This window comes from Collinsella aerofaciens ATCC 25986 (genome assembly GCF_964239575.1).
Lineage (GTDB): Bacteria > Actinomycetota > Coriobacteriia > Coriobacteriales > Coriobacteriaceae > Collinsella > Collinsella aerofaciens_BQ.
In genome coordinates, this window is the sequence record NZ_CAXSQQ010000006.1 from 110,116 (window position 1) to 129,779 (window position 19,664).

The following is a 19,664-nucleotide window of genomic DNA, read 5'->3' on the forward strand; positions in this document are numbered from 1 at the left end:
ACAATTACAGAATAGAGTAAGTAATGTTTGTGAGACGAATAGCGAGAGCTATGGCTCATTTTGGATGCTGGAGTTTGGCGCGCGCGGGGATGAGGACAAATGCCAAAACTTCCCGTGATTGCACAAGTGCTTCATCGGGTTTCCCCGATTCATATGGGAAAACAACTGCAAACGATTACAAGTAACCGGTGAACGGTCGAAAACTACCGTTCACCGATAATCTCAAAACTGGTTCTAACTGGTATTAAGTCAAAAAGACCAATTCACAAACCTTCACAATGACCTGCAATTTTTCTTTACGCTATTTTTAGCCGCCCTGCGTTGTTTAGGCACAGGAATAGTCCCGAACTTTTGCCAAAGCGTTTCGAAACGGTTTCAAAACCGCAGGTAGAAGTGTTAACGAGCGGTAAACGGTCGATTTATCACCGTGAGCGGTGCAAAAACGTTTTACCGTATGAATCAACGAAAGCGGCCTCTTCTGGGGTGATATAGTGACAACAACACGTCACGTGGTTACTACCAGTTTAGAAACCACTGGTCTTCAAAGAACGCTTTCCAAGAAGCTTTAAGGGCGAGCGCCCGCTGGCTTCCGAAAATCATCGGACTCAGATCGTACACACCTTCGGAAGGGAAATTTGAATGGTTGGCTTTATTCTTACCGGTCATGGACAGTTCGCACCCGGCCTTGCAAGCGCTATCGCTATGGTTGCCGGCGACCAGCCTGCTTTTACTGTCGTTCCTTTTGAGGGCGACCAGGCTGCATCCTACGGTGAGGATCTCCGCGCCGCTATTACCGCCATGCGCGAGGAGTGCGATGGCGTGCTCGTCTTTACCGACCTGCTTGGCGGCACCCCGTTCAACCAGTCGATGATGATTGCCCAGGATGTCGACAACGTCGAGGTTCTGACTGGCACCAACCTTCCCATGGTTATTGAGCTTCTGTTCCTCCGCGGTAACGCCACGCTCGCCGAGCTTGGCGAGCAGGCCGTGACCGTTGGCCAGACGGGCGTCACCGCCCAGACGGTCGCATCCGTTGCCGGCTCCGACGAAGAGGATATCTTCGGCGACGAGGACGGCATCTAATGGCCGATTTCGGAGCCAACGTCCTGAGCTCCTCGGTCGCCCTTTTAGGCCTGCTTGTCATCATGGGCTTGATTTACACCATCTGGTCGCAAATCAACATGAAGAAGAAGCAGAAGTACTTCAAGGAGCTGCACACCGAGCTCAAGCCGGGTCAGGAGGTTCTTTTCGCCGGCGGTATCTACGGAACCGTAAAAGGCATCGAAGGCGAAAAGGTCCAGATCAAAGTCCGATCCGGAGCCGTCGTAGACGTTTCGCGTTACGCGATTCAGGAGATCAAGTAACTGTCGTCAGCAAATAACGAAAGGAAGCTGATCAACATGGCAGAACCCAACATTCTTCTTACCCGCATCGATAACCGACTGGTTCATGGTCAGGTTGCCACCCAGTGGAACTCCACTCTGGGCTCCAACCTCATCCTCGTCGCCAACGACGACGTGGCGACCAACACCATGCGCCAGAACCTCATGAAGATGGCCGCTCCCGCCGGCGTCGCTACGCGTTTCTTCTCTCTGCAGAAGACCATCGACGTCATTGGCAAGGCGAGCCCGCGCCAGAAGATCTTCATCGTGGCCGAAACACCGGAAGACGTGCTTACGCTCGTCAAGGGCGGTGTGCCTATAAAGAAGGTAAACATCGGCAACATGCACATGTCGGAAGGAAAGCGCCAAGTCGCCACCTCCGTCGCAGTTAACGACGAGGATGTCGCTGCGTTTAAAGAGCTGCAGGAATTGGGGGTGGAGTTGGAGATCAGGCGCGTTCCGAGCACGCCTGTTGAGGACACGAGCAAGCTCTTCTCGTAATCCTCATGATCCACGTTGTCAGGAATGAAAACCTGACATTTTGTACGTGAAATCCAAAGTGCGTACATACATTTTGAAAGGAGGAGCAAGATGGAATACTCGATCATCCAGGTCGCTCTGGTCTTCATCGTCACGTTCGTCGCGGCAATCGACCAGTTCAACTTCCTCGAGTCTCTCTATCAGCCCATCGTCACCGGCGCCGTCATCGGTCTTATCCTTGGCGACCTCAACACCGGTCTTCTCGTGGGTGGTACTTATCAGCTCATGACGATCGGCAACATGCCGATCGGAGGCGCTCAGCCGCCTAACGCCGTCATCGGCGGCATCATGGCAGCCATTCTCGCTATTGCTACGGGCCTCGAGCCCAACGCGGCAGTCGGCCTTGCCATTCCGTTCGCTCTGCTTGGTCAGCTCGGCGTTACCCTGGTCTTCACGCTTATGTCGCCGCTCATGTCCTCCGCGGACAACATGGCTCACAACGCTGACACCAAGGGTATCGAGCGTCTGAACTACTTCGCCATGGCTCTGCTCGGCCTGATCTTCGCTGTCGTCGTCACCCTGTTCTTCATCGCTGGCGCTACCATCGGTCAGACCATCGCTTCCGCCATCCCGACTTGGCTGCAGACCGGTCTCTCCGCTGCAGGCGGCATGATGCGCTTCGTCGGCTTCGCCGTCCTGCTCAAGGTTATGATGAACCGCGATATGTGGGGCTTCTTCCTCATGGGCTTTGGCCTCGCGCTCATCACCGTTGCCAACGATTCGCTGGCAACCCCTGCTCTGCTCATCCTCGCTCTCATCGGCTTCGGCATCGCCTTCTGGGACTTCCAGCAGCAGACCGAGCTGAAGGGTGCAGCTGTTTCTGACGGAGGTGACTTCGAAGATGGCATCTAATGAGTATGTGATCCCGGAGCACTACGAGGATCTCACTCCTGCTCCGCAGCTCGACCAGAAGACCCTCAACAAGATGGCTTGGCGCTCCTGCTTCCTGCAGGCATCGTTCAACTACGAGCGCATGCAGGCCGCTGGCTGGCTTTACTCCATCATCCCCGGTCTGGAGAAGATCCACACCAACAAGAACGACCTCGCGGCTTCCATGAGCCACAACCTGGAGTTCTTCAACACCCACCCGTTCCTCGTCACCTTTGTTATGGGCATCGTGCTTTCGCTCGAGCAGAACAAGGTTGACATCCCCACGATCCGCGCCGTCCGCGTCGCCGCAATGGGCCCGCTCGGTGGTATCGGTGACGCCCTGTTCTGGCTGACGCTCGTGCCTATCACGGCCGGCATCACCTCCAACATGGCCATCAACGGCAACGCCGCTGCGCCGATCATCTTCCTGGTGATCTTCAACGCCGTCCAGTTCGCTCTGCGCTTCTGGCTCATGAACTGGTCCTACAAGCTTGGCACCAGCGCTATTGACGCTTTGACCGCCAACATGCAGGCCTTTACGCGTGCCGCTTCCATCATGGGCGTCTTCGTCGTCGGTTGCCTGGTCGTCACCATGGGTGGCACCCAGATCAACCTCGAGATCCCCAACGGCACCACCCGTGGTCTCTCCGCTACTACCGTGATCGTCTCCGAGAAGGAGGCCGAGAACTTCACCGGTATGGAGGGCATCGATACCGAGACCGCTGAGGCCGGTACCATCGCCATGACCGATAAGGACGGCAACGCCCTTACCGCTTCCGATGCCGACGGCAACGCTGTCGAGTGCGGCGTCACCGATCTGGGTAACGGCATGGAGTCCGTGACCTACGGCACCGTTACCGAGGATCCGGTCAACTTCTCTGTTGCCGACACCCTCAACACCATCGTCCCGAAGCTCGTCCCGCTTATGCTTACGCTGCTGCTTTACTACATGTTCGCTAAGCACAGCTGGACCCCGACCAAGGGCATTCTCCTGCTCTTCGTCCTTGGCATCCTGGGCGCTGGCCCGCTTGGTCTCTGGCCGAGCATCTGGTAAGGCTCTAGCTTGAGGGGTGTGTCCCTACGCGGCTCACACCCCGACCCCTTAAGCCATGTGTATGTTAAAAGCCGCGTGCTCGAAAGAGCGCGCGGCTTTTGTTTTCTTAATGATTCGGGTGTGGCAGACAGATAATGCATAACACCCTAGGTAGTTAGCCGAATTCGAGCAAAAGGGAGGATAGGATGGCGATCGGAGCGCGTAAGCAACCGCTGTACGATCAGCTGGTCGATATTCTGACCGAAAAGATTGACCATGAATATCGCGCCGGTGACATGATTCCTTCCGAGCGCGAACTTTCGGAGCGCTATGGTCTCTCGCGCACTACGGTACGCCTGGCTCTGCAGGAACTGGAGCGTTTAGGACTGGTGGTTCGGCAGCACGGTCGCGGTACCTTTGTGACCGACCGTTCGGCAAAAGCAACCAATCTTATGCAGTCCTACAGCTTTACCGAGCAGATGCGCGCGATGGGTCGAGAACCCGAGACCACGATTCTCGAGTTTTGCGAGATTGAGGCCGATAAGAATCTGGCCGAGCATATGGGATTGCGCATCGGTGATCGCATTTTTAAGCTCAAGCGCCTTCGTTCTGCCGACAACATGCCCATGATGGTCGAACGCAGCTATCTACCGGTTCGTCAATTTCTGTCCCTAAAGCGACCGCTGCTGGAGCGTAAGCCGCTTTACGATGTGATTGAGCAGGACTTTCAGCAAAAGATTCGCGTGGCCGAAGAGGAGTTCTATGCGAGCATAGCCCGTCCCACCGATGCCCACCTTTTGGGAATTGTCGAGGGCTCGCCTGTGCTCGATTTGGTCAGGACTACGTATAACGAGTCAAACGAGGTAGTGGAGTACACACTCTCGGTTGCTCGTGCCGATCAGTTTAAATACAAGGTTTACCACCAGCGCAGTAACTAGTGCTCGCATCGTTTCCATATGGTGATTCTTTGCATTTAACTGGTTACTACCAGATAACCAACCGAAGTGTATAATTGCACGTCAGAGGATTACTTCTAGAGAGAGGTATTAAAAATGTTCGAGAAGAGTGTCGAGGAGCTCACCGAGCTCGGCGCCCAGATCACCACGGCCGAGATTGCTCAGCAGCCCGAGCTTTGGCGTGATACGCTCAACATCTATCGCGAGAACAAGGAGGCCATCGAGGCCTTCCTGGCCGAGGCTCGCGCTATGGGCGAGGGTCGTCTGTCCGTTGTCTTCACCGGTGCCGGTACGTCCGACTACGTTGGCGATACCTGCGCCCCGTACCTGCGTCACGCTGGCAACACTGATCTCTACGACTTTAAGCCCATCGCCACGACCGACATCGTGAGCGCCCCGCGCGACTTCTTGCGCGCCGAGGATCCCACGCTCGTGGTTTCCTTTGCCCGCTCTGGCAACAGCCCCGAGAGCCTTGCCGCCGTTGCCGTTGCCAAGGAGCTCGTCCACAACGTCAAGTTCCTCAACATCACCTGCGCTCCCGAGGGCAAGCTCGCCGTCGAGTCCGCCGATGATCCCAATGCGCTGACGCTGCTCATCCCGCGCGCCAACGACAAGGGCTTCGCCATGACCGGTTCCTACACCTGCATGACCCTGCTCTCCACCCTTATTTTCGACACTGCCTCTGACGAGCAGAAGGCCGAGTGGGTCGAGACCATCGCCAAGATGGGCGAGGAGGTTATCGCTCGCGAGTCCGAGGTCGCCGATTACCTGGCTGGCGACTTCAACCGCGTGACCTACTTGGGTTCTGGCTCCTTCGGTGGCCTTGCCCAGGAGAGCCAGCTCAAGATCCTCGAGCTCGCTCACGGTCTTGTTGCTACTTCCTACGACACCTCCATGGGCTATCGTCACGGACCTAAGTCCTTCGTCGACGATAAGACGCTCGTCTTCGTGTTCGTCAACAACGACGCCTACACCCGTCAGTACGACATCGACATCCTCAACGAGATCGGTGGCGACGAGATCGCTCAGCACACCATCGCCGTTCAGCAGGAAGGTGCCACCGTCTATGAGGGTGAGTCCTTCACCTTTAAGGGTTACGAGGCACTTCCCGAGGGCTACCTTGCTCTGCCGTTCGTGATGTTTGCCCAGGCTATCAGCCTGCTCAACTCCGTGCGCGTGGGCAACACGCCCGATACGCCGAGCCCCACCGGCACGGTCAACCGCGTGGTTAAGGGCGTGACGATTCACCCCTTCACCGCTTAATCGCGTCCCCCTGTAAGGGCGCCCGTCCGCTCATAACGGCGGGCGGGCGCTTTTTGTTTTACGTGAGCTGGGTATAAGCATCACCACAGTCAACTGCTTTAGAAGCAAGGAGTGCATATGAGCACGTACGCAATTAAGGCTGACAAGTTCTTCTTGCCGGCAGGCCCGCAACTGGGCGGCTATCTTATGGTCGAGGATGGCGTCTTTGGCGCCTGGCAGGCCGACGAGCCCTCTTGCGAGATTAAGGACTACACGGGATCGTGGATCGCACCGGGTATGGTCGATACTCACATCCATGGCTTCTACAACCATTCAACTACCGATAACGATCCCGAGGGCATCGATATCAGCTCGACCGAGCTCGCCCGCCGCGGTACCACCAGCTGGCTGCCCACGACGTTCACCGATGGCGTCGAGCAGATCAAGGACGCCTGCGCCGCCATCGCTCAGGCGGACGAGGGTCGCGGCCCCGACTTCTGCGGTGCTCGCATTCAGGGCATCTACCTGGAGGGCCCCTTCTTTACCATGAAGCACGTGGGCGCACAGAACCCCGCTTACCTGATCGACCCCTCCGAGGAGGTCTTCGATCAGTGGCAGGAGGCTGCGGGTGGTCGCATCGTTAAGAGCGCCATGGCGGCCGAGCGCGACGGTGCCGCTGCTTATGCGGCTGCTCTGAACGCGAAGGGCGTCGTGACCAGCATCGGTCACTCCGACGCCACCTACGATGAGTGCATCGCCGCCATCAATGCCGGCGCCAGCTGCTTTACGCACACCTATAACGGCCAGCGCGGTCTGCATCACCGCGAGCCCGGTGTCGTGGGCGCTGCCATGTCCACGCCCGAGACCTACGCCGAGATCATCTGTGACGGCAAGCACGTAAACCCTGCCGCCATAAAGGCGCTGCTGCAGGCAAAGGGCTGGCAGCACACGGTGCTCATCACCGACTGCCTGGGTTGCGGCGGCATGCCCGAGGGCAGCTACACCAGCGGCGGCATGGACGTCATCATGAAGGACAACCTGTGCTGGCTTGCCGACGGCAAGAGCATTGCCGGCTCGGTGCTCACGCTTGCCCAGGGCGTCAAGAACATCGTCGACTGGGGCATCGCCAGCGCCGATATCGCCATTCGCATGGCAACCGAGGTGCCGGCTCGCTCTGCACACATCGAGGATAAGTGCGGCAGCATCATGCCGGGTCGCGACGCCGACTTTGTCGTGTTCGACCATGAGCTCACCCTCGTCGAGACGTATGTTGGCGGCCAGAGCGTCGGCAACGCCTTTACCGAGTAACGATAGAAAAAGACGGCGGGCCCGAATCTGCTCGGACCCGCCGTATGGGTTAAACGCTCAATAGCACCTTCACAGTTACAGCTTGTTAGCAATCTTCTTTGCCGTGCGCTTAACGCCGGCCACAAGACCTCCCGCAGGATGCTCCTTCTCGTATGCTAGGCGCTTTTCGCGCTTGGCGTACTCTTCGACGATGATGTCGCCATACTCGTCTTCGATCTTGTCGAAGAAGTCGACGGCGCCCTGAATTTCCTCAGCGGTCGGGTGTCCCTTTTGGACACCGCCGGCGAGCTTGAACGGTCCCCACGTATCAAAGCCGGGGCAGCCGTAGACACCCATAAAGATGGCCTGCCTCATGCGGCAGATGCCATCGATATCCTTGCCGTACCACTTGTTTTTGCCACCGTAGGTCATAAGGCCAAACACCTTGTCCTGCGGCTGCAGCACGTTAGTGAGCACGCGTGCCATGTCCTTGTCGATCTCGGAGTAATAGATGCCCGTGGCGACACCGATCAGATGGTATTCGTGCAGGTTGGGATATTCGTTTTTACCGAGTGACTTTACATCGAGGGTATCGATCTCGGGGTGCGCCTCGACGATGGCGTCCACGAGCTTTTTCGTATTGCCGTGATGGCGCGAGGCGTAGAGGATGATGGTTCGCATAAGAAGGCCTTTCAGCTGTAATTGCATCAATGTCTGTATGGTACCCCGTTGCATGGCTGGGATACCGGACGTATCGATGAACGTGCGGGTTTGTCCTTTGGTCAGGGCCGAGACGGGTTCTTGCGAGCAAAAAGCAGTTGTTCGAAAGGATGGGCAATGGAATACGCTCTCTCCAACGATTCGATTTCTATTAAGGTGTCCACGGCTGGTGGTTCGTTTACCTCGATCGAGGCCGGAGGTCGCGAGTATTTGTGGCAGGGTGATCCCGCCGTGTGGTCCGGCCAGGCACCGATTTGCTTCCCGATTTGCGGAGGCTTGCGCGACAACAATGCCATGACGTTTGCCGGGCATCACGTGAAGCTCGCCCGCCACGGGTTTGCGCGCAAGCAAGAGTGGAAGCTGCTGAGCCAGAGCGAGAACGAGCTGGCGATGTGCCTGGCTTCGGAGGATAACGCCGCGCTGCTGAGCGATTATCCGTATCCGTTTAAGCTTGTCGCTCGTTATACGCTTGAGGGGGATGCCGTTCGCGTCTCCTATGAGGTGACCAACGAGGGAACCGAGGACATGCCGTTCTTTATCGGCGGTCATCCCGGCTTTAGGTGTCCGCTCGATGAGGGCGAGGCCTATACGGACTACGAGTTGCGCTTTGAGAAAGACGAGGCTGCGGAGCTCTGCACCGCCGTTCCCTCGACTGGATTGATTGACGTGGCAAACCGCTCCAAGAACCCCATGGTGGGAAAGACGCTGCCCCTGTCGCACGAGCTCTTCGATTTTGCGGAGACCATCTTTGACGTGCTCGAGAGCCGTCAGGTCACGCTTTCCAAAAAGGGCGAGGACAAGGGCGTCCGCCTGAGCTTTGAGGGCTTCCCATATCTCATTGTGTGGAGTAAGCCCGAGGGCGATTTTGTGGCGGTTGAGCCTTGGGGCGGTCTCTCGACCTGCTCCGATGAGGACGACGTGCTTGAGCATAAGCGCGGCTGCCTTATCGCCAAGCCCAAGGAGACCGTCGTTCGCTCGTTCACGATTGAGATTCTGTAATTCCGTTTTGTCGACTCGTATCGCGAGGCACAAGGAGCCTGCGAGATAAGGAGCTAAAAATATGATCCTCACCGTTACGATGAACCCGTCTGTTGATACGCGCTATCAGCTCGATGAGCTCGTTATCGACGACGTCAACCGTGTGACGCCCGAAAAGACCGCCGGCGGCAAGGGCCTCAACGTGGCCCGTGTGCTGGGTCAGCTGGGCGACGACGTTGTGGCAACCGGTCTGCTCGGCGGCCACATGGGCGCCTACATGGCTGAGCTCATGGACGCCAACGGTATTAACAACGTCTTTGTGCCCATCAAGGGCGAGACTCGCATTTGCCTCAATATCCTCCACGCCGGCAACCAGACCGAGCTGCTCGAGAGCGGCCCGACAATTGCCCCCGAGGAACTCGATGCCTTTACCGCCAAGTTTACTGAGCTTGCGGGCAAGGCCGACGTCGTCACCATTTCGGGTTCGCTGCCCCGCGGCGTCGAGGCAGACTACTATGCCAAGATCACGGGCATTGCCGAGAACGCCGGTGCCAAGGTGCTGCTCGATACCTCAGGTGCTTCGCTTGAGGCAGCGCTCAAGTCCGAGGTTAAGCCCGAGCTGGTCAAGCCTAACCTGACCGAGATCAACGGCCTTCTGGGCACGAGCTTTACCACCGACGATGTGGACGAGCTCCGCGCCGCGCTCGCCTCTGATGCCCGCTTCTCCGATATCCCCTGGGTCGTCGTGTCCATGGGCGCTGCCGGCTCCGTTGGCTTCCACAATGGCCGTGCGTTCCGCGCAAAGACGCCCGATATCCCTGCCGTTAACGCCACGGGCTCTGGTGACTCCACTATCGCTGGCTTCGCGCATGCCATTGCTGCTGGCGCAGACGACGAGACGGTGCTGCGTACCGCCAACACCTGCGGCAAGCTCAATGCCATGGATCCCATGACCGGTCATCTAGTCATGGACCGTTGGGACGAGGTCTACAACGGCGTTGTCGTGACCGAGCTGTAAGGGCTTGGGCGACGGCCCCGGCATCGATTGCTAGCTCATGTCGACGACAAGTGCGATAGCATTATGTCGGGGCGCGACGCCGACGTTGTCGTGTTCAATCCCGACCTTACCCTGGTCGAGACGTATGTGGGTGGCAACAGCGTCGGTAACGCGTTTGCCGAGTAGCCGCCAAAGAAGCGATCCGAGAGGGGATTTAGATGATTTACGGTGCATTGGGCGATATCGAGGAGTACCGCGGAATGCTCAAGGGCCTCGACGTGTTGATCGACTGGCTCGAGGAGAACGACCCGGCGCAGCTCGAGGTCGGCAGCCATCCGATTCTGGGCGACAAGGTCTTTGCGAACGTCATGGCTCCCACGACGCGTCCCGAGGCAGAGGCTCACTACGAGACGCATCAGCGCTATCACGACCTGCAGATCGACATTGAGGGTCGCGAGGCCTTTAAGGTTGCCACGGGCAGCCTGACGCTGGTCCAGGAGTTTGACGAGAAGGACGACTACGACCTGGTCGATTCAGACGCCTCGATTGCCGGCGATCTTGCCGACGACAAGTTCGCGCTGTTCGTTGCCGGCGAGCCTCACATGCCCACGCTCGAGTTCCCGGGCGATGGCGCACAGCCGGTCAAGAAGATCTGCTTTAAGCTACTTGCAGATGCTTACTGGGAAGAGTAACGAACTGCTCGTGAGCTAGCGTGATTTCCCTTGGGGAACGCGTTTGAGCCCCGCTGATCGCGGTCCCCTTGGGGATTGCGGTTGGCGGGGCTTGTTGTTGAGTAGGGGAGTTGCCGACGGCGTTGTGCTTGGATTGGCGGATGCGCGCTCGAAATCGGCAACAAAAAAGCCGCCCGAAGGCGGCTATCTTGTGCAATGGAGCCAGCGACCGGGCTCGAACCGGTGACCCCCGCTTTACGAGAGCGGTGCTCTACCAACTGAGCTACGCTGGCGGCCATGTGATGACGCAACTGAGGTGTCAACGGCTGTCTATGATACGGGACATCGCAAATCCGCGCAAGTGTTCTGACGGCTTTTCTCACTTTAAATGCACTAATATTGGAGACGTGATGTCTTGCTCTTACGGGTCTCAAACAGAATGGGGTGGCGATGGCTCAACCCAAGATTCTTCTCACACGCATCGATGACCGGTTTATTTACGGGCAAGACGTTGAGCTGTGGAACGAAGTCGTGGGTTCCAACCTTGTTTTAATCGTCAACGATGAGATCGCGGCGGATTCGCGCCAATGGGCACCAATGAGGGCGGCGGCGCCAGAAGGCGTCTGGACAAGGTTTTTCTCGGTGCAAAGAACTATCGACATCATTCATACCGCAACGCCGCGCCAATGGATTCTGATTATGGTGGCCTCACCCGCTGATGCGCTCGCGCTGGTTAAGGGCGGTGTGCCGATCACCAAGATCAGCATTGGCCATATGCAGGCAGGGGAGGGCAAGCGCTCTGTAACGCCCGCAGTTGCCGTAGACGACGCGGACGTCGCTGCTCTCAAAGAGCTGCAAAAGCTCGGAGTAGAGCTGGAAATCCGCTATCTCCCCAGCTCCAACCCCGACCCCATCCAACTAGTCATGTAAGAACGTCCCCAATGACTAGGTAGAACAGCGCCCGTCGGCGGTGTGCCGGCGGGCGCTGTTGTGCGATATGTTGCGTTGTGGGCTTAGTGCCTCATAAAGTGGTACTCGATCACATTGCTGTAGGGGTGACCCGGGCCCACAATGCCCTGCGGGAACAGCGGCTGGTGCGGCGTGTCGGGGTACATCTCTGCCTCGAGGGCAAAGCCGGCGCCCCAGCCATAGTTGGCGTCGTCCTTGGCGTGCTCGTCGCCCAGCCAGTTGCCGGTGTAGAGCTGCACGCCCGGGGCGGTGGTGTAGTAGTCGAGCTCACGGCCGGTCCACATTTCCTCGACGTGCATCGCGCGGCGCAGGTTGCGCCCGTACTGATAGCCGTCGATGCACAGGCAGTGGTCGTAGCCACGGGCTTGCTTAATCTGCGGGTCGTCGGCTTCCATGCCAGGCGCGACGGGGCGCAGCTCACGGAAGTCAAACGGCGTGCCCTCGACCGGAGCGATCTCGCCGGTGGGGATATTCTGCTCGTTGATGGGCAGGTAGTGGGCAGCGTTGGCAACAAAGAAGTGCTCGCAGTCCATGCCGGCGTTATGGCCGGCAAGGTTAAAGTACGTGTGGTTGGTCATGGACACGTAGGTGGCGCGGTCGCTCTCGCAGCCATACTCGATGCGAAAGACGCCGGTGCGTGTAACGGTAAACACGGCCGTAAAGGTGCGGTTGCCGGGAAGGCCCAGTTCGCCATCCTCAAGCGAGGTGGTCATGCGCACGGCGTTATGGGCCTCGTCGAGCTCAACGTCCCACACGCGTTTATGCAGACCGTGCTCAAGATCGCTGTGCAGGTTGTTGGCGCCCTCGTTGGCGGGCATATGCCAGTCCGTGCCGTCGATGGTGATCGTGGCGCCCGCGGTGCGGTTTGCCACGGGGCCGATGGTCGCGCCAAAGCAGGCGGGGTTGTCAAAGTAATCCTCGAGCTTATCGAAGCCCAGTACCACATCGCGCACGTTGCCAGGAATGTCGGGCACGTCGATGCCCAACACGGTGGCGCCATAGTCCATAATGCGAACGCAGATCTCGGGCCCGTTGAGGGTGTAACGATGAACGGGGGTACCGCACGGCGCGGTGCCGAAAAGCTCGGAAGTGATCATTTGGTTCCTAACATCGAGGTATTTCCGACAAACTGTAGCGCGAACAGGCGAGATTATCACTACACCCCACTAAAGCAGGGGGTATTTTTCTCAAAAAAGTGATGATTGGAGCTGTGCGGGCGTTCATTTCTGACGCGCGCGAGTCTGATACAATTTGTTCGTTATTGTTTGAATTGACGTGAGCGTGGAACAGCGAGGACTCATCGTGATTAAAGCGGAGCGACAGGATAAGGTTCGGCAGCTGCTCGAGGAACAGGGAACGGTCTCGGTCAAGGAGATTTCGGATGCGTTAGGTGTCTCGGATATGACGATCCGCCGTGACCTTGAGGAGCTTGCGAGCCTGGGCGAGATCGAGCGCGTGCACGGCGGAGCCCGCAGTGCGCAGGGCCGTCCACACGCTATGCTGCGCCATGAGTATTCGCACAGCGAAAAGCGCACGAAGCATGCCGAGGAAAAGTTGCAGATTGCGCGCCGTTCTGTGGAGCTTATCGAGGAAGGCTCGACCATCTTTTTGGGCACGGGCACCACGGTTGAGCAGATGGCCTCGATGCTGCCGGCGTGCCGCCTACGCATTGTGACCAATTCGCTTTCGGTGTTTAACCTGCTCGAGGCGCGCGAAGACTGCGACCTGTGCCTGGTGGGCGGCATGTACCGTCGCCGCACCGCCGCTTTTGTGGGACCAACGGCCGAGGATACCCTGCGTGCGCTGGGCATCGACGCGGCGTTTATCGGTGCCAACGGCATTCTGGACGGCGACGTGTCTACATCCAATATGGAAGAGGGCCGCATCCAGCAGCTCGCCTTTAGCAAGGCCGACTCGCGCTATCTGATCGCCGACTCCAGCAAGATCGGCAAGCGCGACTTCTACACCTTCTGCCGCCTGGACAATTTGGACGCCGTGGTGTGCGAGCCGGGCATCGCCGCCGAGGATCGTGCCGCCATCGAGGAACACACGCAGGTTATTTGCTAGTTATCGCTACGGGATTGCCAACGGGTGATGCGGGAGGACTTTTACCTCCTGTCATTGTGGAAACCAGCGCGTCAGCGCTACGTGATATGACGCGCAAATAAGGACTCCACTATCAAATCGTCTCAACCTGTAACAGGTAGGGGTGAAACTACCAACCAGATGTTACAGATTGAGACAATTCGGCGGGGCCTACCTTGTTTGTCTCGATCTGTAACGGTTGGGACTTAAAAACTCGGCTACGTGTTACAGATCGAGACAAAAGAAAAAGAACATTAGGACTTGAAAATAAAGTTTTGATAAGGGATTCGCCCAGTTAAGACGGTGCGGCAGACAATTGAGATCAGTTTGCCTCCGGAGTCGTAAGCATAATGAGTCAGTTCGATGACCGGAAGTTTTGCAACACCATAATTACTGGCTTCGGAATCGCTAAGCTGACGTGCTCTATAGCTTTCCCTAACAGATTGGATAGACTTGGACAAGTCGTCCATGATTCTGCTAAATGCCTGAAAATCTAACTGGTTATTCGGAACGCGCGACTTTGAAATGAAGAACGTATCAGCGCCTATGAAGCTGCCTTCAAGTTCGTAGGTCAATTCAAGACGCTGAATTTCATCGCGACTTTGACATCCAAATTGTTGGAGCATCATTACGGAAATTGGACGACCTGATGTGAGGCCGCCGAAATGTTTGGTGATGGCATCCGGATCAACGCCATCGCAATGGCTTGCAAAGTCAAAGTCTAAAAGTGAATTGAGCTCGCTAACGCGTTTCGGTGCAACAAACGATCCCTTACCTTGGATTCGATAGATACTTCCACGACGCTCCAGCTCACTCATGGCAAGTCGGACGGTTGTTCTGCTTACGGCGTATTCGTCGCAGAGTTCCATTTCTGTCGGAAGTTTATCGTCTGCTTGATATTCATCGACGATCTGCTTGAGCAGCGCGTCGGTGAGCTGTAAATAGAGTGGCCGTTTTTCGTGTGTATCGAGCATTAGAGCCTCAGTTTGCATGTTGGTTATACCTGATGGTTGCCTCAGTCGGGATGTAACGTGGGCAAGGTAACCTTAACGTATCACAGAGCGGCTCAGCATGACGATCTGATGCCTGTATCCACGAAGGGCTTGTCCGAGCGTGAAGATATTCTGGGGCAGGCAAATACCGTTCATGGAGTCCCCGATATGTTGGAGGTCAGCGCCGGCTGCTTTTGCTGCAAGGCCTATTTTCTTAATGGTCTCGCTGTCGCAGGAGTCTTGACTCGTCCCGTTCGCCGCCATGACGAGAACCTTATCTTCAATTGACTTGCCTACGTTGTGGGATCGTACAAAGTCTACGATGGCGCGCAGGTCTGCTTCTTGGAAGCAAGGGACGGTGTAGGGGGCGGGCACGAGAAGGATATCGACGCCGAGGTCAACAAACTTGCGCGCAATTTCGAGCGTCATGACAGGTTCCGCAACGCCCGCTCCATGCATTTTTCCGGCTATGACCAGGCCATTGAAATGCTCTTTGGAGAGTTTAATCGAATGGGCGATTGCATCGTCGGAGACGCCGGTTCCAGGGTTGCCCGTCAGGCAGATAAAATCAAATCCGAGTTCGTTAGCCTTTTCTAAGGTCTTGGGAGAGACGCGACGACCCATGGGGATTTCCGTTCGGGATTCAGACATCTCTGCCTCGTTATCAACTGGCTCCAGATTGACGCCAATGGGCCTTCCGCATGCTCGCTTCACCCAAGTGACCGGGTTTTCATTGAGATCATCTGGAATACCGGCAATAACTGGATCGAACACATCGAGCGCGTTAAACAGAAGCAGGTCGGCACCTGCGGCACGTTCGATTTCGGCATTAGTAACGCCGCCGAGAAATTGGGAAGAGGGTACGTTTTCCGCCATGATGGTACGTCCCTCGGAAGCCAGAATTGCCTGCTTTAGATCCATGGGTGACGTGGCGGCAAAATCGGATGCGGACATGTTCAGTAATCGTTTGGGCATTGTTACTTCCTTTGACTAGAACGACAGGCTTGTGACATTGTCTCTAATATTGTTACAACAATATATTCAATATGTTATATCCAATCGGTGAACGGTTGCAAACTTATAGTACTGCTCAGGGAAAATAGTCTTTAGCTGGGAAAACCTTATAGTAATCAGCTACCGTTCACCGAATAAGTATTTGAATTCTTGACATATCGACAAAGCGGAAAAAGAATTGGTTATGACAAATCGCGCAAATGATATTACATTTCGCACAAGAACGTATTCACTTACATAAGTGGATACAAACGGGGACGACGACGGTTGAGTCCGGATAAATCGTTACGTGCCCGGGAATCATGAAAGGATGTGTTATGGACGCTATCGTCAAATTCCTTGAAAAACACCAGCCCCTCTTCGACAAAATCTCGAGGAACATTTATCTGGTGGCGATCAAGGATGGCTTTCTCTCGAATATGCCAATTGTGCTGTTCTCGAGCCTGTTCCTTCTTCTTTCGACGCTCCCTGCCTATGTAGGCATCACGCTTCCGCCTGAGGTGCTGGATTTCTTCAATAAAATCTATGCATATACCATGGGACTTCTTGGCATTATGGTGGCCGGCACCACGGCGAGCTCACTTGCCATGTCGATGAACCGTCGCATGCCTTCGGGTAAATCTCTCAACCCCACCTCGTGCATGGTTTGTGCCATGTGCGGCATGCTCTTACTATCGGTGACGAACGATGTTGTCTCGATTGGCGGAGCAGATACATCTGTTTTTGAAACCGGCTATATGGGAACCAAGGGTTTTCTCGCTGCGTTCGTAGCCGCATTCTTGACCGTTAATATCTATAAGGTGTGCATTAGCCATAATGTGACGATCAAGCTCCCCAAAGAGGTCCCTGGCTCTATTGCGCAGAGTTTTCGCGATATTTTTGCATTTGGGTTTTCGATCCTTGCGTGCGCTTTTATCGATCTTGCGAGCCGCAAGCTGCTTGCTGTGCCGTTCGCCAATTTGGTATCCGCTCTCATCTCGCCGCTGTTCTCCGCGGTCGACACCTATCCTGGCATGGCGCTTATCGAAGGCGCGGTCGCACTTTTCCAATTTATGGGTATCCACGGTGCTTCGGTTGTCATGAGTCCGATCAATGCTGCGCTCTACGGCAATACCGTTACCAATCTTGAGGTTTTCCAAGCAGGTGGACACCCGTCAATTGCTCTCACGCAGGACTTTACAAGCTTCATCGGCGGTCTGGGCGGTTCTGGCTGCACGTTCATCGTTCCTATTATCCTGATCATGTTTATGCGCTCCAAGCAGCTTAAAGCCATGGGCAAGGCATCGATTATCCCGGTGATTTTTGGAGTTAACGAGCCCGTTCTCTTCGGTATGCCGATCGTTCTCAATCCCTATATGTTCGTGCCCTTCCTAGCGGCTCCTATGGTCAACGCCATAATCGGTAAGTTTTTCATTGACGTAATTGGAATGAACGCCCCCATGTATACCATGCCGTGGGCGCTTCCCGGCCCAATTGGTGCGTTCCTCACCACGGGTCTCGATCTGCGTTCTCTCGTATTGATGGCAGTGCTGTTGGTCGTTGACTTTGTGATTTACTATCCGTTCTGCAAGGCGTATGACCATCAGCTTTGTTTGGAAGAGTCTGCAAAGGAGACTGCAGGAACCTCGGATGCAGATGCTATTGCCGCACAGGAAAATGTCGCAAAAGCTCTCGAGGCGGTAAAGGACAAGGCAGAGCAGATCCGCGTGCTTGTGCTTTGCCAGGGTGCCGGCACTTCGACTCTCTTGGCAAATGCTCTTCGCGAAGGCGCCGCTGCTAAGGGTATTGATCTGGTTTCTCAGTCCGGTGCGTACGGAAGCCACTATGATACGATGGATCAGTACAACGTGATTGTTCTGGCGCCCCAGGCACGCATGTACTATGACGCTATGAAGGCCGATACCGATCGCCTTGGAATTAAATTGCTCACCACAAGGGGCAAGGAGTATATCGACCTTACCAACGATCCCGAAGGTGCAATTGACTGGATCGTTCAGGAGCTGGCTAAATAGTGGATGCACTCCGTCGTTGATTCGTCGGTGTATAGTACGGCCCGCAGCTTATTGAGCTGCGGGCCGTATTTTGTTGAGTATCTAATTGAGACAATGAGCGCAACCGTCGTGAGATCGCATTGGCGCTCTTCGAGTCACCGACAAGCTGCCTTCCATCTATGTGACCAATTCGCTTTTGGTCTTTAACCTGCCCGAGGCGCGCGAGGGCTGCGACCTGTGCCTGGTAGGCGGCATGTACCGTCGCCGCACCGCCGCTTTTGTGGGACCAACAGCCGAGGATCGTGTCGCCATCGAGGAACACACGTAGGTCATCTGCTAGCTAACGCTGCAGGCGATACATCTGCCCCCTGCCGGCGCGGGGGTACCGCTTCACAATGACGCGCAAATAACTTTGGGCAACAAGGATGAGGCTATTCTGGGATATGACTAGACTCCGTATTTCGTCTTTATGTCCATTGAGAATGAATCGTAGTCTTCATAGAGCCCTTCTCTGCTTTCATCCTCGGCGTGGTTTACACGTTCAAGGAGCTTATCCTTTGGAGCCTCTTTTGTTATTGCGGCCTCGCCATCGGGTATTGTGGCTTGCAAGAATAGTTCTAGAGCATGGACGTCTTTGAGTAAGTAGCCCGTCGAACGACCCGCTCCTGTTTTTTCGATTGCGCTGCAACTAACAAGCTGACCGAGGGTTCGTTTAACGGTTACCTCGCTGATATCAGGGCAGTTGGACCGGATGTCGGATTTCTTAATGACGCCGGGTCTCTGTTGAAATAGAACAGCGATGCGCGCTTGCTTCGACATGGGACGAGTGCTTGATTCAATTAAGGTACGCTGTTCGAGCTGTCGGTAGGCGGCCAGGGTTGTTCCGAGCATGAAACGGATAAAGGGTACTTCGGTGTTTTGATTTTCATTCCATCCAGTGGAGCTTGCAGCGAGGGCGTTGTAGTAAAGCGCTTTGTTGTCTTCAATAAGTCGTTCGATGCTGATGTAACGCGCAACGTCGTATCCAGTCTTTTCGAGCAGCAGCGTTGTAAGGAGCCGGCTCATCCTGCCATTGCCATCGTTGAAGGGATGAATGCTAACAAAATCGAAGATAAAGCGGAGCGATATAAGGAGGGGATCGCAAACTTGGCGAGATAAAGCATCGTTGAGGGACTGGCAGGCTTCTTTAATAAGTTCCGGGGTTGCTAGAGCCGAAGGGGGCCTAAAGCGCACAAATCGATTACCTTGATCGTCAATGGAGACGATTTCGTTATCGCCATCTTTCCAATGGCCTCCATACGAGATTGCCGTGTGCGCCATGAGGTCACGATGCAACTGCAGAATGACCGATGGCGTTACGGGAATGGAATCGTGTTGCTCATGAATAAGTGACAGCACATCTCGGTATCCAGCGATTTCTTCCTCTGCGCGGGAGCTTGGCTTGGCGGAATACGCCATGATCGCTTTGAGTCTTTTTTGGGTGGTAACAATTCCTTCAAGTCCGTTGGAGGATCGGGTGCTTTGGATCTTAGCCTCCTCCATTAGGGACGATAGAAGCTCGGGTTTGACTTGACTCAGAGCAAGCTGACGGCCTTTATGCTCGCGTATCGAGAGGAGGAGGTTGGTGATTGGAGTTGCTTCGAGTTCCGCTGGGACTGTGGTGTAATCGAACTGGCGCATGCGGCTCCTTTCGGTATCACGAACATACTTTCGATATCATAATACCATTAAATGATACCGAAAGTATGTTCGTGATACCGAAAACTAGAAACCATGTTTCATAACTGCTTGGAAAGTTCGGATTTGACTATCTTATTATTTTGATCTGTAACATCTAGACGGTCAAAAGTTGTCTACATGGGTAGTGTCGAGAAAGTTGGTGTAGAGCCCCATCCGAAGCGAGTCGGCCCGGCGTCCTAGAATCTGGAACACGGTTG

20 protein-coding genes and 1 tRNA gene are annotated in these 19,664 nt (G+C 55.6%); 15 read left to right on the forward strand and 6 right to left on the reverse strand.

The window, feature by feature from the left end; translation table 11 throughout:
- The first annotated feature begins 639 nt into the window (after positions 1-639).
- The 8 genes from ACESUZ_RS05130 (at position 640) to nagA (ending at position 7,331) form a co-directional block, all read left to right on the forward strand.
- The gene (locus ACESUZ_RS05130) at positions 640-1,083 is read left to right on the forward strand and encodes a PTS sugar transporter subunit IIA domain-containing protein (RefSeq protein WP_117772902.1); all 444 of its coding nucleotides are present in this window, start codon (positions 640-642) and stop codon (positions 1,081-1,083) included.
- Positions 1,083-1,364: a preprotein translocase subunit YajC gene (gene yajC, locus ACESUZ_RS05135; RefSeq protein WP_022094612.1), complete on the forward strand. Its 282-nt coding sequence runs from the start codon at positions 1,083-1,085 to the stop codon at positions 1,362-1,364. The genes ACESUZ_RS05130 and yajC overlap by 1 nt, the downstream gene beginning before the upstream one ends.
- Positions 1,365-1,400: 36 nt before the next feature.
- Positions 1,401-1,883 (forward strand): PTS N-acetylgalactosamine transporter subunit IIB, encoded by a 483-nt coding sequence (agaV, locus tag ACESUZ_RS05140; RefSeq protein WP_117716286.1) that lies wholly within the window; start codon positions 1,401-1,403, stop codon positions 1,881-1,883.
- Positions 1,884-1,973: 90 nt separating this feature from the next.
- Complete coding sequence (locus tag ACESUZ_RS05145) at positions 1,974-2,774, forward strand: PTS mannose/fructose/sorbose/N-acetylgalactosamine transporter subunit IIC (RefSeq protein ID WP_089572403.1); 801 nt, start codon at positions 1,974-1,976, stop codon at positions 2,772-2,774.
- Positions 2,764-3,846, forward strand: coding sequence for a PTS system mannose/fructose/sorbose family transporter subunit IID (locus tag ACESUZ_RS05150; RefSeq protein ID WP_373198833.1), 1,083 nt, complete (start codon positions 2,764-2,766; stop codon positions 3,844-3,846). Before ACESUZ_RS05145 ends, ACESUZ_RS05150 begins: the two co-directional genes overlap by 11 nt.
- 185 nt (positions 3,847-4,031) lie before the next feature.
- Positions 4,032-4,763 carry a GntR family transcriptional regulator gene (locus tag ACESUZ_RS05155; protein WP_346964052.1) on the forward strand — a complete coding sequence of 244 codons (732 nt, stop codon included), beginning with the start codon at positions 4,032-4,034 and terminating at the stop codon, positions 4,761-4,763.
- Between the two features lie 114 nt (positions 4,764-4,877).
- Positions 4,878-6,044: an AgaS family sugar isomerase gene (locus ACESUZ_RS05160; protein ID WP_373198835.1), complete on the forward strand. Its 1,167-nt coding sequence runs from the start codon at positions 4,878-4,880 to the stop codon at positions 6,042-6,044.
- 117 nt (positions 6,045-6,161) lie between these two features.
- Positions 6,162-7,331 carry an N-acetylglucosamine-6-phosphate deacetylase gene (gene nagA / locus ACESUZ_RS05165; RefSeq protein ID WP_022094606.1) on the forward strand — a complete coding sequence of 390 codons (1,170 nt, stop codon included), beginning with the start codon at positions 6,162-6,164 and terminating at the stop codon, positions 7,329-7,331.
- Between the two features lie 75 nt (positions 7,332-7,406).
- Here the strand turns inward: nagA and ACESUZ_RS05170 are convergent, their stop codons facing one another.
- The gene (locus ACESUZ_RS05170) at positions 7,407-7,991 is read right to left on the reverse strand and encodes a flavodoxin domain-containing protein (RefSeq protein WP_346981972.1); all 585 of its coding nucleotides are present in this window, start codon (positions 7,989-7,991) and stop codon (positions 7,407-7,409) included.
- A 156-nt stretch (positions 7,992-8,147) separates the two neighbouring features.
- Here ACESUZ_RS05170 and ACESUZ_RS05175 point away from each other — a divergent pair, with 156 nt between their 5' ends.
- The 3 genes from ACESUZ_RS05175 (at position 8,148) to ACESUZ_RS05185 (ending at position 10,697) form a co-directional block, all read left to right on the forward strand.
- Positions 8,148-9,029, forward strand: coding sequence for an aldose 1-epimerase family protein (locus ACESUZ_RS05175; RefSeq protein WP_373198837.1), 882 nt, complete (start codon positions 8,148-8,150; stop codon positions 9,027-9,029).
- 61 nt (positions 9,030-9,090) lie between these two features.
- Positions 9,091-10,026: a hexose kinase gene (locus tag ACESUZ_RS05180; RefSeq protein WP_373198839.1), complete on the forward strand. Its 936-nt coding sequence runs from the start codon at positions 9,091-9,093 to the stop codon at positions 10,024-10,026.
- A 197-nt stretch (positions 10,027-10,223) separates the two neighbouring features.
- Positions 10,224-10,697: a NanQ anomerase/TabA/YiaL family protein gene (locus ACESUZ_RS05185; protein WP_117746073.1), complete on the forward strand. Its 474-nt coding sequence runs from the start codon at positions 10,224-10,226 to the stop codon at positions 10,695-10,697.
- Between the two features lie 196 nt (positions 10,698-10,893).
- On the opposite strand, the gene ACESUZ_RS05190 is transcribed toward ACESUZ_RS05185, so the two are convergent.
- A tRNA-Thr gene (locus ACESUZ_RS05190) sits at positions 10,894-10,969 on the reverse strand.
- Between the two features lie 157 nt (positions 10,970-11,126).
- On the opposite strand from ACESUZ_RS05190, the gene ACESUZ_RS05195 reads away from it, so the two are divergent.
- Positions 11,127-11,606 carry a PTS sugar transporter subunit IIB gene (locus tag ACESUZ_RS05195; protein ID WP_373198841.1) on the forward strand — a complete coding sequence of 160 codons (480 nt, stop codon included), beginning with the start codon at positions 11,127-11,129 and terminating at the stop codon, positions 11,604-11,606.
- An 83-nt stretch (positions 11,607-11,689) separates the two neighbouring features.
- Here the strand turns inward: ACESUZ_RS05195 and ACESUZ_RS05200 are convergent, their stop codons facing one another.
- Positions 11,690-12,742 carry an aldose epimerase family protein gene (locus tag ACESUZ_RS05200; protein WP_373198843.1) on the reverse strand — a complete coding sequence of 351 codons (1,053 nt, stop codon included), beginning with the start codon at positions 12,740-12,742 and terminating at the stop codon, positions 11,690-11,692.
- 205 nt (positions 12,743-12,947) lie between these two features.
- On the opposite strand from ACESUZ_RS05200, the gene ACESUZ_RS05205 reads away from it, so the two are divergent.
- Positions 12,948-13,712, forward strand: coding sequence for a DeoR/GlpR family DNA-binding transcription regulator (locus ACESUZ_RS05205; protein ID WP_373198845.1), 765 nt, complete (start codon positions 12,948-12,950; stop codon positions 13,710-13,712).
- 272 nt (positions 13,713-13,984) lie between these two features.
- On the opposite strand, the gene ACESUZ_RS05210 is transcribed toward ACESUZ_RS05205, so the two are convergent.
- Together ACESUZ_RS05210 and ACESUZ_RS05215 are read right to left on the reverse strand one after the other, a co-directional pair.
- Positions 13,985-14,704 carry a GntR family transcriptional regulator gene (locus ACESUZ_RS05210; protein WP_172678010.1) on the reverse strand — a complete coding sequence of 240 codons (720 nt, stop codon included), beginning with the start codon at positions 14,702-14,704 and terminating at the stop codon, positions 13,985-13,987.
- 72 nt (positions 14,705-14,776) lie between these two features.
- Positions 14,777-15,697 carry a DUF7916 family protein gene (locus ACESUZ_RS05215; RefSeq protein WP_373198847.1) on the reverse strand — a complete coding sequence of 307 codons (921 nt, stop codon included), beginning with the start codon at positions 15,695-15,697 and terminating at the stop codon, positions 14,777-14,779.
- A 356-nt stretch (positions 15,698-16,053) separates the two neighbouring features.
- Here ACESUZ_RS05215 and ACESUZ_RS05220 point away from each other — a divergent pair, with 356 nt between their 5' ends.
- The gene (locus ACESUZ_RS05220; RefSeq protein WP_373198849.1) at positions 16,054-17,748 is read left to right on the forward strand and encodes a PTS lactose transporter subunit IIBC; all 1,695 of its coding nucleotides are present in this window, start codon (positions 16,054-16,056) and stop codon (positions 17,746-17,748) included.
- Positions 17,749-17,908: 160 nt separating this feature from the next.
- Complete coding sequence (locus ACESUZ_RS05225; protein ID WP_373198851.1) at positions 17,909-18,055, forward strand: sugar phosphate isomerase family; 147 nt, start codon at positions 17,909-17,911, stop codon at positions 18,053-18,055.
- A 119-nt stretch (positions 18,056-18,174) separates the two neighbouring features.
- Here the strand turns inward: ACESUZ_RS05225 and ACESUZ_RS05230 are convergent, their stop codons facing one another.
- Entirely contained in the window at positions 18,175-19,407 is a 1,233-nt protein-coding gene (locus ACESUZ_RS05230; protein ID WP_373198853.1) for a Fic family protein, read from the reverse strand.
- Positions 19,408-19,664: the final 257 nt, after the last annotated feature.

Excerpts from the sequence above, each read along its gene's own strand:
- ACESUZ_RS05130 (WP_117772902.1), top strand. The coding sequence starts at position 640 with ATGGTTGGCTTTATTCTTACCGGTCATGGACAGTTCGCACCCGGCCTT.
- yajC (WP_022094612.1), top strand. The coding sequence starts at position 1,083 with ATGGCCGATTTCGGAGCCAACGTCCTGAGCTCCTCGGTCGCCCTTTTA.
- agaV (WP_117716286.1), top strand. The coding sequence starts at position 1,401 with ATGGCAGAACCCAACATTCTTCTTACCCGCATCGATAACCGACTGGTT.
- ACESUZ_RS05145 (WP_089572403.1), top strand. The coding sequence starts at position 1,974 with ATGGAATACTCGATCATCCAGGTCGCTCTGGTCTTCATCGTCACGTTC.
- ACESUZ_RS05150 (WP_373198833.1), top strand. The coding sequence starts at position 2,764 with ATGGCATCTAATGAGTATGTGATCCCGGAGCACTACGAGGATCTCACT.
- ACESUZ_RS05155 (WP_346964052.1), top strand. The coding sequence starts at position 4,032 with ATGGCGATCGGAGCGCGTAAGCAACCGCTGTACGATCAGCTGGTCGAT.
- ACESUZ_RS05160 (WP_373198835.1), top strand. The coding sequence starts at position 4,878 with ATGTTCGAGAAGAGTGTCGAGGAGCTCACCGAGCTCGGCGCCCAGATC.
- nagA (WP_022094606.1), top strand. The coding sequence starts at position 6,162 with ATGAGCACGTACGCAATTAAGGCTGACAAGTTCTTCTTGCCGGCAGGC.
- ACESUZ_RS05170 (WP_346981972.1), bottom strand. The coding sequence starts at position 7,991 with ATGCGAACCATCATCCTCTACGCCTCGCGCCATCACGGCAATACGAAA.
- ACESUZ_RS05175 (WP_373198837.1), top strand. The coding sequence starts at position 8,148 with ATGGAATACGCTCTCTCCAACGATTCGATTTCTATTAAGGTGTCCACG.
- ACESUZ_RS05180 (WP_373198839.1), top strand. The coding sequence starts at position 9,091 with ATGATCCTCACCGTTACGATGAACCCGTCTGTTGATACGCGCTATCAG.
- ACESUZ_RS05185 (WP_117746073.1), top strand. The coding sequence starts at position 10,224 with ATGATTTACGGTGCATTGGGCGATATCGAGGAGTACCGCGGAATGCTC.
- ACESUZ_RS05195 (WP_373198841.1), top strand. The coding sequence starts at position 11,127 with ATGGCTCAACCCAAGATTCTTCTCACACGCATCGATGACCGGTTTATT.
- ACESUZ_RS05200 (WP_373198843.1), bottom strand. The coding sequence starts at position 12,742 with ATGATCACTTCCGAGCTTTTCGGCACCGCGCCGTGCGGTACCCCCGTT.
- ACESUZ_RS05210 (WP_172678010.1), bottom strand. The coding sequence starts at position 14,704 with ATGCTCGATACACACGAAAAACGGCCACTCTATTTACAGCTCACCGAC.
- ACESUZ_RS05215 (WP_373198847.1), bottom strand. The coding sequence starts at position 15,697 with ATGCCCAAACGATTACTGAACATGTCCGCATCCGATTTTGCCGCCACG.
- ACESUZ_RS05220 (WP_373198849.1), top strand. The coding sequence starts at position 16,054 with ATGGACGCTATCGTCAAATTCCTTGAAAAACACCAGCCCCTCTTCGAC.
- ACESUZ_RS05230 (WP_373198853.1), bottom strand. The coding sequence starts at position 19,407 with ATGCGCCAGTTCGATTACACCACAGTCCCAGCGGAACTCGAAGCAACT.